The sequence below is a fragment of the Streptomyces sp. Ac-502 genome (assembly GCF_045222935.1).
Lineage (GTDB): Bacteria > Actinomycetota > Actinomycetes > Streptomycetales > Streptomycetaceae > Streptomyces > Streptomyces monomycini.
In genome coordinates this window covers 5,638,421-5,654,309 of record NZ_JBHFFO010000001.1, presented here as the reverse complement: position 1 = coordinate 5,654,309, position 15,889 = coordinate 5,638,421, and the positions used below count along the sequence as shown (strand labels likewise).

The 15,889-nt window shown below is 72.7% G+C and carries 12 protein-coding genes and 2 pseudogenes; 7 read left to right on the top strand and 7 right to left on the bottom strand.

Going from position 1 to position 15,889, the window contains the following annotated elements:
* The first annotated feature begins 34 nt into the window (after positions 1-34).
* Positions 35-4,427: pseudogene (locus ACEXOX_RS25575) on the top strand (PAS domain-containing protein).
* A gap of 141 nt (positions 4,428-4,568) precedes the next feature.
* Positions 4,569-5,030, top strand: a pseudogene (locus tag ACEXOX_RS25570) (DUF6886 family protein); the annotation flags it as partial.
* Positions 5,031-5,213: 183 nt separating this feature from the next.
* On the opposite strand, the gene ACEXOX_RS25565 reads toward ACEXOX_RS25570, so the two are convergent.
* Both ACEXOX_RS25565 and ACEXOX_RS25560 read right to left on the bottom strand, forming a co-directional pair.
* The gene (locus ACEXOX_RS25565; RefSeq protein ID WP_406523538.1) at positions 5,214-6,866 is read right to left on the bottom strand and encodes a long-chain fatty acid--CoA ligase; all 1,653 of its coding nucleotides are present in this window, start codon (positions 6,864-6,866) and stop codon (positions 5,214-5,216) included.
* Between the two features lie 187 nt (positions 6,867-7,053).
* A complete protein-coding gene (locus ACEXOX_RS25560; protein ID WP_406523537.1) occupies positions 7,054-7,440 on the bottom strand; it encodes an ATP-binding protein in 387 nt (128 codons plus the stop codon).
* Positions 7,441-7,718: 278 nt separating this feature from the next.
* On the opposite strand from ACEXOX_RS25560, the gene ACEXOX_RS25555 reads away from it, so the two are divergent.
* The 3 genes from ACEXOX_RS25555 to ACEXOX_RS25545 all read left to right on the top strand — a co-directional run bounded on the left by ACEXOX_RS25555 (position 7,719) and on the right by ACEXOX_RS25545 (position 9,946).
* The gene (locus tag ACEXOX_RS25555) at positions 7,719-8,570 is read left to right on the top strand and encodes a helix-turn-helix domain-containing protein (RefSeq protein ID WP_406523535.1); all 852 of its coding nucleotides are present in this window, start codon (positions 7,719-7,721) and stop codon (positions 8,568-8,570) included.
* An 11-nt stretch (positions 8,571-8,581) separates the two neighbouring features.
* Positions 8,582-8,776 (top strand): DUF397 domain-containing protein, encoded by a 195-nt coding sequence (locus ACEXOX_RS25550; RefSeq protein ID WP_406523533.1) that lies wholly within the window; start codon positions 8,582-8,584, stop codon positions 8,774-8,776.
* Positions 8,777-9,106: 330 nt separating this feature from the next.
* Complete coding sequence (locus ACEXOX_RS25545) at positions 9,107-9,946, top strand: MOSC domain-containing protein (RefSeq protein WP_406523532.1); 840 nt, start codon at positions 9,107-9,109, stop codon at positions 9,944-9,946.
* 98 nt (positions 9,947-10,044) lie between these two features.
* On the opposite strand, the gene ACEXOX_RS25540 is transcribed toward ACEXOX_RS25545, so the two are convergent.
* The 5 genes from ACEXOX_RS25540 to ACEXOX_RS25520 all read right to left on the bottom strand — a co-directional run bounded on the left by ACEXOX_RS25540 (position 10,045) and on the right by ACEXOX_RS25520 (position 14,263).
* Entirely contained in the window at positions 10,045-10,578 is a 534-nt protein-coding gene (locus ACEXOX_RS25540; protein ID WP_030024464.1) for a SigE family RNA polymerase sigma factor, read from the bottom strand.
* Positions 10,579-10,773: 195 nt separating this feature from the next.
* Positions 10,774-11,634, bottom strand: coding sequence for a DUF1906 domain-containing protein (locus ACEXOX_RS25535; protein WP_406523531.1), 861 nt, complete (start codon positions 11,632-11,634; stop codon positions 10,774-10,776).
* A gap of 120 nt (positions 11,635-11,754) precedes the next feature.
* Positions 11,755-12,921 (bottom strand): lipid-transfer protein, encoded by a 1,167-nt coding sequence (locus tag ACEXOX_RS25530; RefSeq protein WP_406523529.1) that lies wholly within the window; start codon positions 12,919-12,921, stop codon positions 11,755-11,757.
* Positions 12,918-13,334, bottom strand: coding sequence for a MaoC family dehydratase (locus ACEXOX_RS25525; protein WP_406526466.1), 417 nt, complete (start codon positions 13,332-13,334; stop codon positions 12,918-12,920). Before ACEXOX_RS25525 ends, ACEXOX_RS25530 begins: the two co-directional genes overlap by 4 nt.
* An 11-nt stretch (positions 13,335-13,345) precedes the next feature.
* Positions 13,346-14,263 carry a bifunctional MaoC family dehydratase N-terminal/OB-fold nucleic acid binding domain-containing protein gene (locus ACEXOX_RS25520; protein WP_406526465.1) on the bottom strand — a complete coding sequence of 306 codons (918 nt, stop codon included), beginning with the start codon at positions 14,261-14,263 and terminating at the stop codon, positions 13,346-13,348.
* Between ACEXOX_RS25520 and ACEXOX_RS25515 the strand changes: the two genes are divergently transcribed.
* Together ACEXOX_RS25515 and ACEXOX_RS25510 are read left to right on the top strand one after the other, a co-directional pair.
* The gene (locus ACEXOX_RS25515; RefSeq protein WP_406526697.1) at positions 14,186-14,350 is read left to right on the top strand and encodes a hypothetical protein; all 165 of its coding nucleotides are present in this window, start codon (positions 14,186-14,188) and stop codon (positions 14,348-14,350) included. The two genes, ACEXOX_RS25520 and ACEXOX_RS25515, sit on opposite strands and share 78 nt — an antisense overlap.
* Before the next feature lie 318 nt (positions 14,351-14,668).
* Positions 14,669-15,733 (top strand): bifunctional DNA primase/polymerase, encoded by a 1,065-nt coding sequence (locus ACEXOX_RS25510; protein ID WP_406523528.1) that lies wholly within the window; start codon positions 14,669-14,671, stop codon positions 15,731-15,733.
* Positions 15,734-15,889 lie beyond the last annotated feature (156 nt).

Genomic DNA, 15,889 nt, shown 5'->3' with positions numbered 1-15,889 from the left:
CAAGGTGCGGTAACTGCAGGGAGGAAGCGTCGTCGTGAGCAGCAGGCCATCCCGAGGCGCTGCTCGCCTCGCAGCCATACTCGACGCTCTGCCGGACGCGTTGCTGCTGGTGAACTGCAACGGCACGGTCGTCAACGCGAACGCCATCGCCCTGGAGACCTTCGAGGCCCCGGGCACCGCCCTGGTGGGCCGCGGTCTGCTGGACCTGCTGCCGTCCTTCGACTCCAAGCGCATCCCCGGCTCGATGCGGCGCCACGACGAGCAGCAGCAGGGCCCGCGCACGAAGCCCACCCGGATGGTGGCGCGGCGTACCGACGGCAGGGAACTGCTGGTCGAGGTGACCAGCGCGAACCTGGAGGACGGCCGTACCCCGTACGAGTCCGCCTTCGAGGCCGCGTACGCCGACCACCGCAACGGCTACACCGGCGACGAGCTGCTGATGCTCGTCGTACGGGACCTGACCGGCACCCTCGACACCGAGACCGAGCTGGCCCGCCAGCAGCGCCAGACCGAGATGATCCTGCGCGCGGCCGCCGAGGGCGTCGTCGGCGTCGACTCCGAGGGCAAGGTCGTCCTCGTCAACCCGTCCGCCGCACAGATCCTCGGATACCGGGCGAGCGAGCTGGGCGGCAAGGAACTGCACCCGCTCATCCACCACTCCCGCGCGGACGGCACGCCGCTGCCCTGGGAGGAGACGCCGCTCGCCGACTCCCTGCGTTCCGGGCGCAAGCACCGGGTGCGGGGGCAGGCGCTGTGGGCCAAGGACGGCCGGTCCGTCCCGGTGGACCTGACGACCGCGCCGGTACGCGACGGTGACCAGCTCGTCGGCGCGGTGATGACCTTCACCGACCGCCGCCCGTACGACGCGCTGGCGGCCCGCCACACGCAGCTGCTGGCCGTACTGGACCAGTCGCTGCGCGGCCCGCTGGAGGAGCTGAAGGCGGAGCTGGGCACGCTGGCGTCCGACCCGGCCGGCCAGCTGTGGCCGGAGGCGAACCAGATCCTGCACCACCTGGCCGCCGGGTACGCCCGGATGACGACGCTGGTCGACAACGTCCTGAGCTACCAGCGGCTGGACGCGGGCGGCGAACGGCTCACCCGCCGCAAGGTCTCGCTCGACGCGGTCGTGACGGCCGGCGTCGAGGGCGCGATCGAGCTGATCGGCCCGGGCCGCGCCCAGTTCGCGGTGCACGCGCCGCCGATCGACGCCGAGGTGGACGCGGAGCGGCTCGCGCAGGCGCTGTCCCATCTGATCGCGGACGTGGCCGGGGTGGATGCCACGGGCAAGGCCGGGAGCGGCTCCGAGGCCACTTCCGGGGACTCGACGATCGTGGTGGCCGCGGCCCAGCGCGGCGAGGTCGTACGGATCGAGGTGCGCGGCCCGTACGGCGGCGGCAACCCGGTCCACGCACCGATCGTGCGCGGCATCGTGCGGCAGCACGGCGGCGTGCTCCAGACGCACAAGGTGCCGGGCGCGGGCGGCAGCGCGTACGTGCTCGAAGTGCCGGTGACGGCCGGTGGCACGCCGGTGTCCGGCGCCGCGGGCCCGGCGCGCGAGGTGACGGGCAACGAGACGACGGTCATGCCGGTGCCGGCCGAGCGGGCTCGGGGGACGCAGGAGCAGGGCAAGGGGCGGGGTCAAGGGCAGGAACAGGGCCAGGGTCCGGGAGCCGGTGGGGCCGGGGCTCAGGGGGCACCTGGGGTGCCGGGGCAGAAGGCTCGCGCGCAGGGCGATGGAGGGGCCACCGGCCCCGGTACGCCTGGTGCTGCCGACGGCGGTACGGGTCGTACGGGCGGTGGTGCCGAGGGCACGCCGACCGGGCGGCGCCGGGCGCGCAACGGTGATGTGCCGGAGCAGCAGCAGCCGGGCGGAGACGCCGCTGCCGCCGGGAACGGCAACGGAACCGGGAACGGGAACAACAACCGCAGTGGTCAGGTGCCTCGGGCCCGTCATGAGGCGGGTGCCTCCGGGGCGCAGGACACGGGCGGCCCTGGCGTACGCGGTACGGGTACGGACGCGGGCGGCGCCGGGCGTCCCGGCGCGGCACCGGGGATGTCCGGCGCGCCCGGGATGCCGCAGGGCATGGCCGAGGCCGAGGTCGTACCGCCGGGCGGCCGGCGTCCGCTCCAGCAGGGCGGCGCGGAGGGTGCCGCACGGGTGGCGCTCCCGGCGGTCGCCGACGGCCCGCAGGGGCAGGGGCAGCAGCACGGACAGGCGCAGGGGCAAGCAGTTCACGCCCAGGCGCAGGCGCCGGGGCAGGTGCCGTCGTCCGGGCGCCGGGCGCGCAGGGCGCTGGCCGACACGGCCGAGCGCCCCTTCCCGAACCAGTCGCCGGCCCCCGCCCGTAACGTGCACTCGGCCTTCGCGCTGCCGCCCGCCGCCGCCGACCAGCTTCCGCAGTCCCCCTGCCCGCGCTGCCGGTCCTGACCGGTCAGAATTCCGGCCAGGCCGGTGGCCCGCAAACCGGTACAAGTACGGGTACGGGTACGGGCCCGGCTTCGGGTACGGACGCGAGCACAGGTACCGGTACGGGTACGGGCCGCCGTCGCGCGCGCCCCGGTACGGCGGACGGTGTCGGTGATCCGGCCGGAGCCGTGCCCGAGCCGGGTGCGCCCGAGGGCGACTGGGGCCCCGAGCCGACCGGTCGGCGCCGTGCGCGCCGGGCCGCCGCCGAGGAGCGGGCCGCCGCCGCGATGGCCGATTCGGAGTCGACGGGAACGTTCGTCGCCGGTCCGGAGGGGCTGGTGGCACACCCCACCGAGGGCGGGCCGACGGCCGGTCCCGGCAGCGCTCCCACGGGCGGTCCCGGCAGCGCTCCGACAACCGGCCCGGGAACCGCTCCCGCGGACGCGCCACCCGCCCCCACCGGGCGACGGCGCGGGCGCCCCAGCCCGGTCGAGGCCGAGCAGGCCGCGGGCCAGGAGCCGCAGAGCCAGGGGCAGAGCCCGGCACAGCACCAGGGACAGCACCAGGGACAGCACCAGAGGCAGCCTCAGGGACAGCACCAGACGCAGAGCCCGGCGCAGGGCCCGTCGCAGGACCAGGGCCCGACCCAGGGGCCGGCCGCTCAGCACGGTCCCGCCGGGGGCCCCGGCGCCGCCGACGCCCCCGTACCCGACCCGGCAGCTCCCCGGCAGCCCATGCCCGCGCCCGCCTCCCCGGAGGCGGCGGAGGGTGACGACGTGGCGGGCGGGCCCGCCGCGGGCCACTCCCACGGGCGCGCGTTCAGTGTGCGCACGCTCGGGCAGGGTGTGCCGTTCTCGCAGCAGCTCGTCGAGCAGCAGCGGCCGGGCGCTCCCGGTGGCCCCGGCACCCCCGCTCCCGGAGGCGCCGCACCCGGCTCCCCCGCGCCCGGAGCCCCCGCGCCCGGAGCCTCCGCCGCGGGCTCGGGCCGCCGCCGCAAGCTGGCGCAGCCGCCGCAGGAGGGGGAGCGTACGGCCGCGTCCGACGCCGCCTCCGCCGAGGCCCGTCCGCACCCGCAACCCGGCATCCACGCGCCGGGACAGCCGCACCAGCAGTCCTCGCAACACCAGCAGCCCCCACAGCAACAACCGCACCAGCAACACCTGCTGAACACCCCGGAGGGACGCGCCTTCGCCGTCTCCGCCCCCGACGAGGGCAGCGAGGGTCCCGAGCCGCTGGACGGCCCGAACGGCGCCGTCGAGGTGACCGAGCCGCAGCCGCAGCCGATGGACGACGAGTTGCCGCCGGAGCCGCTGGACAACCCGCGCCGGCTGCTGGTCTGGCCGGCGCCGGACGTCTCCACGCAGCAGGCGCTGAGCGACCGCGGCTACCGCCCGGTCATCGTCAACTCCCGCGAGGAGGTGGACGCGCAGATCGCCGCGTACCCGGCGGCGCTGTTCGTCGACCCCTGACCGGGCCGATCACCCGTACGGCGCTCCAGTCGCTGCGTACGGCGGCGGTGGCGGCCGAGGTGCCGGTCCTGGTGACGGCCGGGCTCGGGCAGGCGACCCGGGAGGCCGCGTACGGGGCCGACCCGGCCGTACTCCTCAAGGCGCTCGCCCCGCGCGACAGCGAGCAGCACCCGCCGCGGGTCCTGCTGACCGAGGAGAACGACGCCGTCGCCGGAGCGCTGACCGCCTCGCTGGAGCGGCGCGGCATGCAGGTCGCGCGGGCGGCGACGGACGCGGACGCGGTGACGCTCGCGGCCCAGATGCGGCCGAACCTGGTGGTGATGGACCTGATGCAGGTACGCCGCCGCCGGGCCGGGATCGTCGACTGGCTGCGTTCGAACGGCCTGCTCAACCGCACTCCGCTGGTCGTCTACACGTCGGCCGACCTCGACCCGGCCCAACTGCCGGGGCTCGCGGCGGGCGAGACCGTCCTCTTCCTGGCGGAGCGCTCGACGAGCGCGGAGGTCCAGTCCCGGATCGTCGACCTGCTCGCGAAGATCGGTACGAACTGAGCGGCGCCGGTACGAACTAAGCGGGGCCGATCCGGGCCGAACGGTGCCGGTACGGGCGAACGGAACCCGTACGCCCTCGGCCACCGGGGCGGCGGTGCAAAACCCCGGCGGGCCGCCACCGCCCTGCGGTAGGAAGGCCCCATGCGCCCACGCCCCGGTGAAGTCCTGCACTTTTCGGAGGACCCCACGATCGGCACGTTCGTGCCGCATGTCGCCGCGACCGCCCGGCAGGAGGAAGCGTACGTCTGGGCCGTCGACGGCGACCGGGCGCCGGACTACTGGTTCCCGCGGCAGTGCCCGCGGGCCATGGCCTGGTGTGTGCCGGGCACGTCCGCCGCGGACCGTGCGCGCTTCCTCGGGCCGGGCGGCGGCGAGCGGGTGCACGTGATCGAGTACGACTGGCTGGAGCGGCTGCGCACCGCCGAGCTGTACGCCTACCGACTGCCCGCCGCGGCCTTCCGTCCGTTCGGCGGGCCGGTGCCGCACGCCGTCGTGGCGACCCGTCCGGTCGACCCGCTCGGCCCGCCGGAGCCGGTCGGCGACCTGCTCCGGCTCCACCGGGACGCCGGGATCCAGCTCCGCGTGCTCGACAGCCTCTGGGGCTTCTGGAACGAGGCGATCACCAGCACGCTGGGGTTCAGCGGCATCCGGCTGCGCAACGCGAGGCCGGACGAGGGTCCGCGGGCGCAGGCAGCGGTGGGTACGGGTACAGGCACAGGTACGGGTGCGGGTTCAGGCCCGGGGCCGTACGGGAGGACACTCCTCCCGTACGGCGACGCCGCCGCCTCACCCCACCCGCGTGACCGTGAGCTTCCCCTCCGCGTACTGCCTGCGCAGCACCTTCTTGTCGAACTTGCCGACGCTGGTCTTCGGTACGGCCGCCACCGCCGTCCACCGCTCCGGCAGCTGCCAGCGCGCCACCCGTTCGCCGAGGAAGGTCCGCAGCTCCTCGAACCGGGCGCTCGCGCCCTCCCGCAGCACCACGGCGGCCAGCGGGCGTTCGCCCCACTTGTCGTCCGGTACGGCCACCACCGCGGCCTCCGCGACCTCCGGGTGGGCCATCAGGTGGTTCTCCAGCTCGACGGACGAGATCCATTCACCGCCGGACTTGATCACGTCCTTGGCGCGGTCGGTCAGCGTCAGGTAGCCGTCCGGCGTGATCGTGCCGACGTCGCCGGTGCGCAGCCAGCCGTCGGGGCTGAACTTGTCCTCGGGGCGCTGGTCGACGCCGTCCGCGCCCCCGTAGTACGCGCCCGCGATCCACGGGCCGCGCACCTCCAGCTCGCCGGCGGCCTCCCCGTCCCACGGCAGGTGTTCGCCGTCCGGGCCGACCAGCCGGGCCTCCACCGAGGCGGGGAAGCGGCCCTGCGTCGCGCGGTAGGCCCACTCCTCCTCGCCGCTCGCACCGGCCGGCGGGTGCGCGACCGAGCCGAGCGGGGAGGTCTCGGTCATGCCCCAGGCGTGTACGACGCGCAGCCCGTGGCGTTCCTCGAAGGCGCGCATCAGCGCCGGGGGACACGCGGAACCGCCGATGACGACATTGCGCAGCGAGCTGACGTCGCGCTTCGTGGCGTCCAGCTCGCCGAGCAGGCCCTGCCAGATGGTGGGCACGGCGGCGGCGACGGTCGGCCGTACCGTCTCGATCATTTCGGCGATCGGCCCCGGCTGGAGGAACCGGTCGGGCATCAGCAGGGAGGCGCCCGCCATGAAGGAGGCGTGCGGCAGGCCCCAGGCGTTCACGTGGAACATCGGAACCACCGGCATGGCGATGTCCTTGCCGCCCAGGGCGAACGCCTCGGCGTTGTTGACCTGCATGGAGTGCAGGTAGAGGGAACGGTGGCTGTAGGCCACGCCCTTCGGGTCGCCGGTCGTGCCGGAGGTGTAGCAGAGCGCGGCGGCCTGCCGTTCGTCGAGCTCCGGCCAGGCGTAGTGCTCCGGGCGGCCGGCGATCAGCTCCTCGTACTCGTGGACGCGCGGCCGGACGCCCTCCAGCAGGGAACGGTCACCCGCCCCCGCCACGACGACGTGCTCGACCCCCGGCAGGTGCGGGAGCAGCGGCGCCAGCAGCGGCAGCAGGGAGCCGTTGACGAGGACGACGCGGTCGGCGGCGTGGTGGACGATCCAGATCAGCTGCTCGACGGGGAGGCGCAGGTTGAGCGTGTGGAGCACGGCGCCCATGGAGGGGATGGCGAGGTACGCCTCCAGGTGCTCGGCGTTGTTCCACATGAGCGTCGCCACCCGCTCGTCGCCGTCGACGCCCAGTTCGTCGCGGAGCGCGTGGGCGAGCTGGGCGGCGCGGGTGCCGATCTCCGCGTAACCGCGGCGGTGCGGCTCGCCGTCACCGGTCCAGGTGATCACCTCGGCCCTTCCGTGGATCGTCGCGCCGTGCGTCAAGATCCTCGAAACGAGCAGGGGTACGTCTTGCATCGTGCTCTGCACCGGGAGCCTCCCCATAGGGTGCGCCTGTTACGCGCGGGTAAGTTCCTGGCGATTGTGCTGGTGTTCCTCGCGGTATGTCACTACCCGGCCCGTGCGGATCCGGCCGTTCTCCGGGGCTCGACGGCCCCGCCGCACCGTCGGTGAGCGGTACGGAGGGGACGCCGGGTGTTCTTGGGGTACGGCTCGATCAGGCCATCTTCGCCATGTCGGCAGGGGCGCCGACGGCTTCGGCCTTACGGCACGACGCTTCCGCCCCGGTCGAGCGCGAACCACACCCCTTGCGCCGGCGGGTGTCGATGTTGGGCCGGTAGACGCCCCACCGCGACGCGAGGGCCTCGACCAGGTGCAGGCCACGCCCCGACCCGTCGTCGAGCAGCGCGGGCAGGCTGAGGAGCCGGCTGCGCGGGGCGTCGTCCCACACGGCCACACGTACGGAGGTGGGGTGCACGGTCACGTCGAGGCGTACGACGGCCGTGTCGGTGTGCAGGTGTACGTTCGTGACCAGCTCACTCACCAAGACGCGGATGTCGTCGACGAGTTCGGTGTTGCCGGTCAGGGTCATCAGGTCGGTCACGACGGCCCGGGCGATCCCCGGCGCGGTGGCACGGTTGAGCAGGTCGAACCGGAACGAGTCGCGTGCGACGGGGGTGTGGCCTGGCCACTCCCCAGGTGCGCGCCCAAGGGGCGTGCGAGTGACTGCACTTCGGCGATCCGACGTGCGGCGCGGTGCTTCCACGACCGTAGGGCACATGCATGAGACGGCACAAGGATGAGACGGGGACGTGTCGTTGACAGGTAGACCCGTGAGACCGTGTCGCGTCAGACTGGGAACGCCGACCAGAAGAGGGGCCGATGCCACCACGAAGCAGTCCCACCGTGCGGCAGCAACGGTTGGGCGCGGAACTGCGGAAGCTCCGCGAGGCGTCAGGGATGCCCGCGCGCGAGGCCGGAGCCCTGCTCGGCGGAAATCAGGCGCAGATCAGCCACCTGGAGTCGGGGCGGTGGGGGATCAGCGCGGAGCGAGTTCGTCGCCTCGCCTCGTTCTACTCCGCCGGCGATTCCGCCTTGGTCGACGCCCTCTGCGACATGGCCGAAGAGCGGCACAAAGGGTGGTGGGAGGAGTATCGAGGAATCCTCCCGCAAGGCTTCTTGGACGTCGCAGAGTTGGAGCATCACGCCCGGCGCATCCTGTCCCTGCAAAGTCTCACGATTCCCGGCATCTTCCAGACGGCCGACTACGCGCGGACGATCTTCGGCGGAGCGCTGCCGCCGCTGCCTCAGACCGAACTCGATGCCCGTGTTGAGCAGCGCATAAGGCGCCGCACCTTGTTCGACCGCGCCACCCCTCCGCCCTTCGAGGGAGTGATCAACGAGGCGGCCCTGCGCATGAGGTACGGCGGCCGCGCCGTCGCTCGCCGCCAGCTCGAACACCTTCTGGAAGTCGCCGAATGGCCGAGCGTGACGATACAGGTTCTCCCGTTCTCCACGGAAGAATTCATCGGGTCAGCACAGTCAGTGCTCTATGCCGAAGGCCCCGTGCCTCAGCTCGACACCGTGCAACTCGACAGCGCATACGGGCCGGGATTCCTGGACGCGGAGGCCCAACTCAGCAAGTACCGCGCGGTTTTAAAAGCCGCCAAACGAGCCTCGCTCAGCCCTGCCGCATCGCAGGAACTCATCCACAGCATCGCAAAGGAAATGTGAGACTCTCAGCAATGACCACTGTTACCAACTGGCAGAAGTCTTCTTACTCCGAGGCAACGGGGAATTGCGTCGAGATACGGACGCATGGCGGAATGATCGACGTCCGGGAGAGCGATAACCCGAGCGAGATCATCAGGACTACTCGCACAAAGTTCGAAGCGTTGATCCTGGGCGTCAAGGCCGGGGAATTCGATCACGCGATCTAGTTCGTCAACGGCATTCGGACGGACGAGCCCATATCGCCGCGAGGGAATGGGCTTGCGTCATATGCCGTCTCATTTATGTGCCGTCACATACTTGCGACACCCCTCTCTGTAGCCCTACGTTCTTCACACGTCGCCGCTCCAGGACCGAAACCGCAAGGGCATGGTTCGGCGTACGCCCCCTCCCCGTCGGCTGATTTCTCCAAGCAGGCGCGACGGGGAGGGACCCAGCCCGCTCACGCCTCGGGCCGATCCACCCCTACCACGCGCTACGCGCGCCCCGCACCGGAAAATCAGGAGTCTCGCGTCGTACGGTCGTGGCAGCCTGGGGGTATGGGGACGATGGTGGGAACGGTGACCACGCTGTGGCGTTATCCGGTGAAATCGCTGCTGGGTGAGGAGGTTCCGGACGTTTCGGCGGACGCCCGCGGGCTGGCGGGGGACCGTGCGCTCGCGTTGGTGCACCAGGCGTCCGGCCAGGTCGCCAGCGCGAAGAATCCACGGCTGTGGCGCGACTTGCTGAAGTTGCGGGCCGAGATCATCGACCATGCCGTACGGATCACGCTGCCGTCCGGCCGGACCGTACGGTCCACCGACGCGCACGTGGACCGGACGCTCTCCGCGCATCTCGGGCAGCCCGTCACGCTCGCCGACGCCCCGCCCGAGAAGGCCACCCTGGAGCGCTCCCGCCCCGAAGAGGTGCTGGCCGCCGGCGTGGCGGCCGAGGTGGCCCACGAGACCCTGGAGATCGCCTCACAGGCCCCGCCCGGCACCTTCTTCGACTTCGCGCCGCTGCATCTGATCACCCGCGCCACACTCGACAGGATCACCGAACTCGGCCCCCGGGCCACCACCGTCGAGGCCGAGCGCTACCGCCCGAACGTCGTCATCCGTACCGAGGCCGCCGGGTTCGTCGAGAACGACTGGACCGGCCGCGAACTGCGCATCGGCGACGAACTCACCCTCCGGGTCGTGGCCCGGACACCGCGCTGCGCCGTACCGACGCTGGAACACGGCAGGCTGCCGCGCGACCCGGACGCCCTGCGGGTGCCCGCGCGCCACAACCGGGTGGTGCCGATGGAGGGCATGGGCCCGCAGCCGTGCGCGGGCGTGTACGCGCAGGTCGTACGGCCGGGACGGATCCGGCAGGGGGACGCGGTACGGCTGGTCTGAGCCGGAGGCGCGCGGCGCGGCCAGCCTGAGTGTAGTGGGCCCGCCGCGCTCAGGCACGGGTACGGGCCCGGGCCCGCGACGAAGGCAACCAGGTGGTGCTACGCCGCCACCGACAGCTCCGGGTCCTCGCGCAGCTTGGCCAGGGCCCGGGAGACCGCGCTCTTGACCGTACCGACGGAGACCCCGAGCACCTCCGCCGTCTGCGCCTCGCTCAGGTCCTCGTAATAACGCAGCACGACCATGGCCCGCTGCCGCGCCGGCAGCCGCAGCACCGCCCGCCACATCGCGTCCCGCAGCACCTGGGCCTCGGCCGGGTCGGGCGCCGGCACCGGGTCGGGCTCGGGTATCTCCTCGCAGGCGAACTCGTCGATCTTGCGCTTGCGCCACTGCGAGGTACGGGTGTTCAGCAGGGCGCGGCGCACATAGCCGTCGAGCGCCCGGTGGTCCTCGATCCGCTCCCACGCCACGAACGTCTTGGTCAGCGCGGTCTGCAGCAGGTCCTCGGCGTCGCTCGGGTTGGCGGTGAGCGAGCGGGCGGTCCGCAACAGCACCGGCCCGCGGGCCCGTACGTACGACGAGAACGACGGGAACACAGCGGCGCGGGAGGCGCTGGTGCACACTGGCGTGGTCATGCTCCCACGCTAGAAGCGCGGAATGCCGTGAGGGATCGCCCACAGGTGCCGATGCCCTCTCCCTCTCAAGTTGTACAGGTGGGGTTGGCCCTACCTCCTAAAGGCGGACAGCCACTCGTCCCTCGTCAGGGTCCCCACCCCACTTTCGTCAGGGCTCCGGCGCCCGCGCCCCGGAGCCCCACCCGGGCCGACGCCCTACTGGATCACTGCGACCGGTGCGTCCACCTGGTTGCGGTCGATGGTCATCCGGTGGCCGCCGTGCGTCTCGGCGACATTGCCCGCGTACTGGTGGATCCGCCGGTGCGGACGCCACGCCGATGCGGACATCTCGGGCTCGCCGTACAGATTCGGCTTGGAGTGCCACCGAGCGAACCACATCACCGACGGCAGGTCCCCCGTACCGGCCCGCCGGGCCCGCTCGATGTGCCGTACGCCGGAATCGGCGCTGCTGTAGAAGCCGGGGACATAGCCCTGGCGGACCGCCTCCCGGTTCCAGGCGCGGATGTACTCCAGCGTCTTACGGGTGCAGGCCGCGTCGCGCAGGTTGTACGCCTCCATGTCCAGGTACAGCGCGCTGTCCGGGGCGATGCCCAGCGCCTTGGCCCGGCGTACCGCGTCCTGCGCCTCCCCGGTCCCCACCTGCACCGGATCGCTGCCGATGGTCACCTTGCGCTTGTGCTTGTTGACCACGCAGGGCGCCTGGGAGCCGACGTACAGCGGCAGCAGGCGCCAGCCCGCGCGGTGGGCGGCGCGTACCCAGTCACGGGTGAGGTTCGGCTGGTTGGGGCAGGCCCGGCCGCGGCCGCCGAAGTAGACGCCGACCCCGCGGTACTTGGACGCCTTCCAGGCCCGCATCGTGCTCTGCGAGGGCGTCTTGCAGGTGTCGAACGCCCGGCCCTGGAACACGTTCGGGCCACGTGGACCGGTCCGGTCGGGCTCCGCGCCGGCGGCCGGGGCGAGGAGCGTGGCCAGCAGGCCGAGCAGGCTGGTCAGGGCGGTGAGGAGGAGGGTGGGGCGCAGCGCACGCCGTCGGATGATCTTGTTTGTCGATCTCATATCCGGAGTCAAAGTCCGGGTACGGCGCGCCGCGCGCCGGACACGCCATCGGCCGCACGCATTCAGCCTTCCGAGTGCCTTTTCGGGGCGGCGTTCGATCGGGGCGGCCGACGGCTCCCGTCAGCCGTCCGCCCCGAGCACCAGCCCGGAGGTCGGTACGCCCGTACCGGCGGTGACCAGCACACCGGCGGCGCCGGACACCTGGTTGACGGAGGTGCCGCGGAGCTGCCGTACCGCCTCCGCGATCCCGTTCATGCCGTGCAGATACGCCTCGCCCAGCTGACCACCGTGCGTATTGATCGGCAGCCTGTCCGCGGCGACGAAATCCGCCGCCTCACCCGGCGCGCAGAAACCGAACTCCTCCAGCTGCATCAGCACGAACGGGGTGAAATGGTCGTAGAGGATGCCGACGTCGATGTCCGCCGGGCGCAGTCCGCTCGTCCGCCAGAGCTGCCGCGCCACGACGGCCGACTCCGGCAGCCCGGTCAGGCCGTCCCGGTAGTAGCTCGTCATCTGCTCCTGGGCGCGGCCGGCGCCCTGTGCCGCCGCACGGATCACCGCGGGCGGCCGCCGCAGGTCACGGGCGCGTTCGAGCGAGGTGACGACGAGAGCCTGGCCACCGTCGGTCTCCTGGCAGCAGTCGAGCAGCCGCAGCGGCTCGACGATCCAGCGGGACGCGGCGTGGTCGGCGAGGGTGATCGGCCTGCCGTGGAAGTACGCGGCGGGGTTGCGCGCCGCGTGCCGCCGGCCGACGACCGCGACCTGCCCGAACGCCTCCGGGGTGAGCCCGTACGCGTACAGGTACCGCTGTGCCGCCATGGCGACCCAGGAGGCGGGCGTCAGCAGCCCGGCGGGCAGGTTCCAGCCGAGCGCCGCGCCCTCGGCGGACGGCTCGCGCCGCTGCACACCGGCACCGAACCGGCGTCCCGAGCGCTCGTTGAACGCCCGGTAACAGACGACGACTTCGGCGATCCCGGCCGCGACGGCGAGGGCCGCCTGCTGGACCGTGGCGCAGGCCGCGCCGCCGCCGTAGTGGACGCGGGAGAAGAAGGACAGCTCGCCGATACCGGCCGCCTGGGCGACGGTGATCTCGGGGCTGGTGTCCATCGTGAAGGTGACCAGGCCGTCGACGTCGCCGGGGCCGAGCCCGGCGTCGTCCAGAGCGGCCCGTACGGCTTCGACGGCCAGCTTCAGCTCGCTGCGGCCGGAGTCCTTGGAGAACTCGGTGGCCCCGATACCGGCGATGGCGGCCCGGCCGCCGAGGGTGTCCGCGCGGTGGAGGGTCATGGGGTGGGCTCCGGGGCGGGGACGGTCTCCGGGGCGGGGACGGTGACGGTCACCGTGCCGGTGACGTGGTGGCCGAGGCGGTTGGTGCCCACCACCCGTACGTCCACCGTGTCACCGTCCAGGGCGAGGACCGTGCCGCGCAACTCCATCTCGTCCCCAGGATAGTTGGGGGCCCCGAGTCGGATCGCGACCTTGCGGAGTACGGCGCGGGGGCCGAAGGAGTCGGTGATGTAGCGGCCCACGAGGCCGTTCGTGGTCAGGATGTTCATGAAGATGTCGGGGGAGCCTTTGGCCCTGGCCGCCTCGGCGTCGTGGTGCACGTCCTGGTAGTCGCGGGAGGCGACGGCTCCCGCGACGATGAGGGTACGGGTGACGGGGATGGTCAGCGGGGGTAGCTCGTCGCCGGGTTTCACGGCTGCCTCCGTCATACGTGTTTCCCATTGAAGACGGGCAAGACCAGGCCCTCCTCCACGGCCCGGAACTCCAGCCGTACGGACATGCCGACGCGCACCTCCTCGGGCGGCACCCCGACCACCCCGGCCACCATCCGTACGCCCTCCGCCAGTTCGACCAGCCCGACGGCGTAGGGCGGGTCGAAAGCCGGGAAAGGCGGGTGGTGCATGACGACATACGAGAAGACCGTGCCGCGCCCGGCGGCCTCGACGGTGTCCCAGCCGTCGCCGCCGCAGTGGTTGCAGCCCGGCAGCCAGGGGAAACGCAGGGTCGCGCAGTCCGTACAGCGCTGGATGAGCAGTTTGTGCCCGGCCACTCCGTCCCAGAAACCGGCGTTGTCGCGGTTGATCACAGGGCGGGGGTGGGGGCTGCGGGCCCGGTCACCGCTCCCGGGCGGACGCGGACGGCCGTCCTGAGCGCGGGACTCCCGGCGCCCGGCAGGCGCGTACTTGAGGATACGGAATCGGTGCGTCCCGGCCGGCTCGCCGTCTGCCCGTACGTCCGTCCGCGTCGTGACGAAATACCCCGCCCCCAGCTTCGTCGTCTTGCGCGGGGACACCGACTCGATGACGGAATCGAAGGTGATGCGGTCGCCGGGGCGGAGCGGACGCACGTACTCCTGCTCGCAGTCGGTCGCGACGACGGAGGTGCAGCCGGCCTCGTCCAGCAGCGCGAAGAGCGCCTCGTGCGCCGTCGAGCGGCCAGGATGCCCGGAGAGGCCGCCCATCGTCCATGCCTGCAACATGGTGGGCGGGGCGATGGCGTCGGGACCCTGGTATGCGGGATGGGTGTCACCCATGGCCTCGCACCAATGCCGGATCATCGGCTCGTTGACGGGGTCCTTGCCCTCGCCGACCGTGACGGCGGCCTGCCCTTCGAAGGCCTTCAGCTGTACGTACAGCTCATCGTCACCGCTCCCTCCAGCACCTCTGGAACCGCCTACGCCACCAACCCCGCCCGCTACACCGCTATGTGACTTGGCACGCCCGACCACACCTCACCCCTCCCCCTTCCTTCCACTCCCCCGAACACCTGAAGAGTTTCTGACTGTCCGTCAGGCACTGCGCGAAGTCAAGAGCGAAGTGGCAGCGACCGGACGGGCTCACCGGCCACCACAGCAGGCCGGTGCCGGTCTGCTCACCAGAGGTTGGCGAAGTTGTCCGTGGCGTCGGCCTGGTCGATGTGGGTCAGGCCGTGGCCGGCCGTTCACGCTCGCGGCACCTTTCCGGCCTTTCCCGGCCGAGAGCCCATGCGCCCCCTTCCCTGATTCGAACGCGCATACGAAAATAGACGCATGGCCTCTCCCCACCCCACCACCACCGGAAGCCATCCCTCCCACACCGACGACGACCTCGGCACCCGCCCTGACGCCCGCCCCGGCGACCGCCCCGGTGACCGCCCCGCCCGGCGGTCCGCCCAGCCCGGCCAGCCCGCCCAGCCCGGCCGATCTGCCCGTCCCGCCCGTCCCACCCGGCCCGCCCGCCGTGGTGACGCCCACGCCACGGCCCTCACCCACGCCCTCGTCGCGGCCGGCCGCGGCTACTCCGTCCTCCCGCTCACCCGCGCCAAGCTCCCCGCCGTACGCTCCCCGCACCACGCCGACCCGTTCCCCACCCCCGCCCCCTGCCGCGGCGAATGCGGCCGCCCCGGGCACGGCATCCACGACGCGACCTCGGACCCGCTCGCCGTCCGCCGCCTCTTCGCGGCCGCGCCCTGGGCCACCGCGTACGGCATCGCCTGCGGCGTCCCTCCGCACCACCTCATCGGCATCGACCTGGACACCAAGAACGGCGCGGACGGCCTCACCGCCCTGCACCTCCTCGCCGCCCAACACCGCTTCACCCTCCCGCCCACCGTCACGGTCCGCACCCCGAGCGGCGGCCGCCACCTCTACTTCTCCGGCCCGCCGGCCCCTCCCGTACCCAACTCCGCGGGCCGCCTGGCCCCGGGCATCGACATCCGCGGCACCGGCGGCTACCTGGTCGGCCCCGGCTCCCGCACCTCCCGCGGCGAGTACCACCTGACCCCCGGCACCCCACGCCTCCCCGCCCCGGCACCAGCCCCCCTCCTCTCCCTCCTCCCACCCCAGTCACCACCCCACCCGCACCCCCACGCCCTCCACCACCCCTCCGCCCTGCCCTCCCCTCCCCCACACCCCAACCCGGCCCCCGCCCTCCTCCGCTTCGTCCGCACCTCCCCGGACGGCCAGCGCAACGCCCGCCTCTACTGGGCCGCCTGCCGCGCCCACGAATCCGGCCTCGGCCAGGAAATGGCCACCGCCCTGACCACCGCAGCCCTCCACACCGGCCTCACCGAACACGAGGCCCTCGCGACGATCGCTTCGGCGGCCCGGCGTTGAGCGGGTCTGCCGCTGGGAGTGGCCCGTCGGTGGCCGAGTTCCGCCCAAGACAGCGGCCCCCGACCAGAACCGCTGGTCGGGGGCCGTATGTCGGCGGAGGCTGTGGGATTTGAACCCACGGTGAGGGGTTACCTCACGACAGTTTTCAAGATGTCT

What these genes read in the sequence shown, in the direction of transcription:
- ACEXOX_RS25515 (WP_406526697.1), top strand. Translation starts at nt 14,186, where the DNA reads ATGCCGGATCATCGGCTCGTTGACGGGGTCCTTGCCCTCGCCGACCGT.
- ACEXOX_RS25510 (WP_406523528.1), top strand. Translation starts at nt 14,669, where the DNA reads ATGGCCTCTCCCCACCCCACCACCACCGGAAGCCATCCCTCCCACACC.
- ACEXOX_RS25530 (WP_406523529.1), bottom strand. Translation starts at nt 12,921, where the DNA reads ATGACCCTCCACCGCGCGGACACCCTCGGCGGCCGGGCCGCCATCGCC.
- ACEXOX_RS25550 (WP_406523533.1), top strand. Translation starts at nt 8,582, where the DNA reads ATGACCACTGTTACCAACTGGCAGAAGTCTTCTTACTCCGAGGCAACG.
- ACEXOX_RS25545 (WP_406523532.1), top strand. Translation starts at nt 9,107, where the DNA reads ATGGGGACGATGGTGGGAACGGTGACCACGCTGTGGCGTTATCCGGTG.
- ACEXOX_RS25555 (WP_406523535.1), top strand. Translation starts at nt 7,719, where the DNA reads ATGCCACCACGAAGCAGTCCCACCGTGCGGCAGCAACGGTTGGGCGCG.
- ACEXOX_RS25535 (WP_406523531.1), bottom strand. Translation starts at nt 11,634, where the DNA reads ATGAGATCGACAAACAAGATCATCCGACGGCGTGCGCTGCGCCCCACC.
- ACEXOX_RS25540 (WP_030024464.1), bottom strand. Translation starts at nt 10,578, where the DNA reads ATGACCACGCCAGTGTGCACCAGCGCCTCCCGCGCCGCTGTGTTCCCG.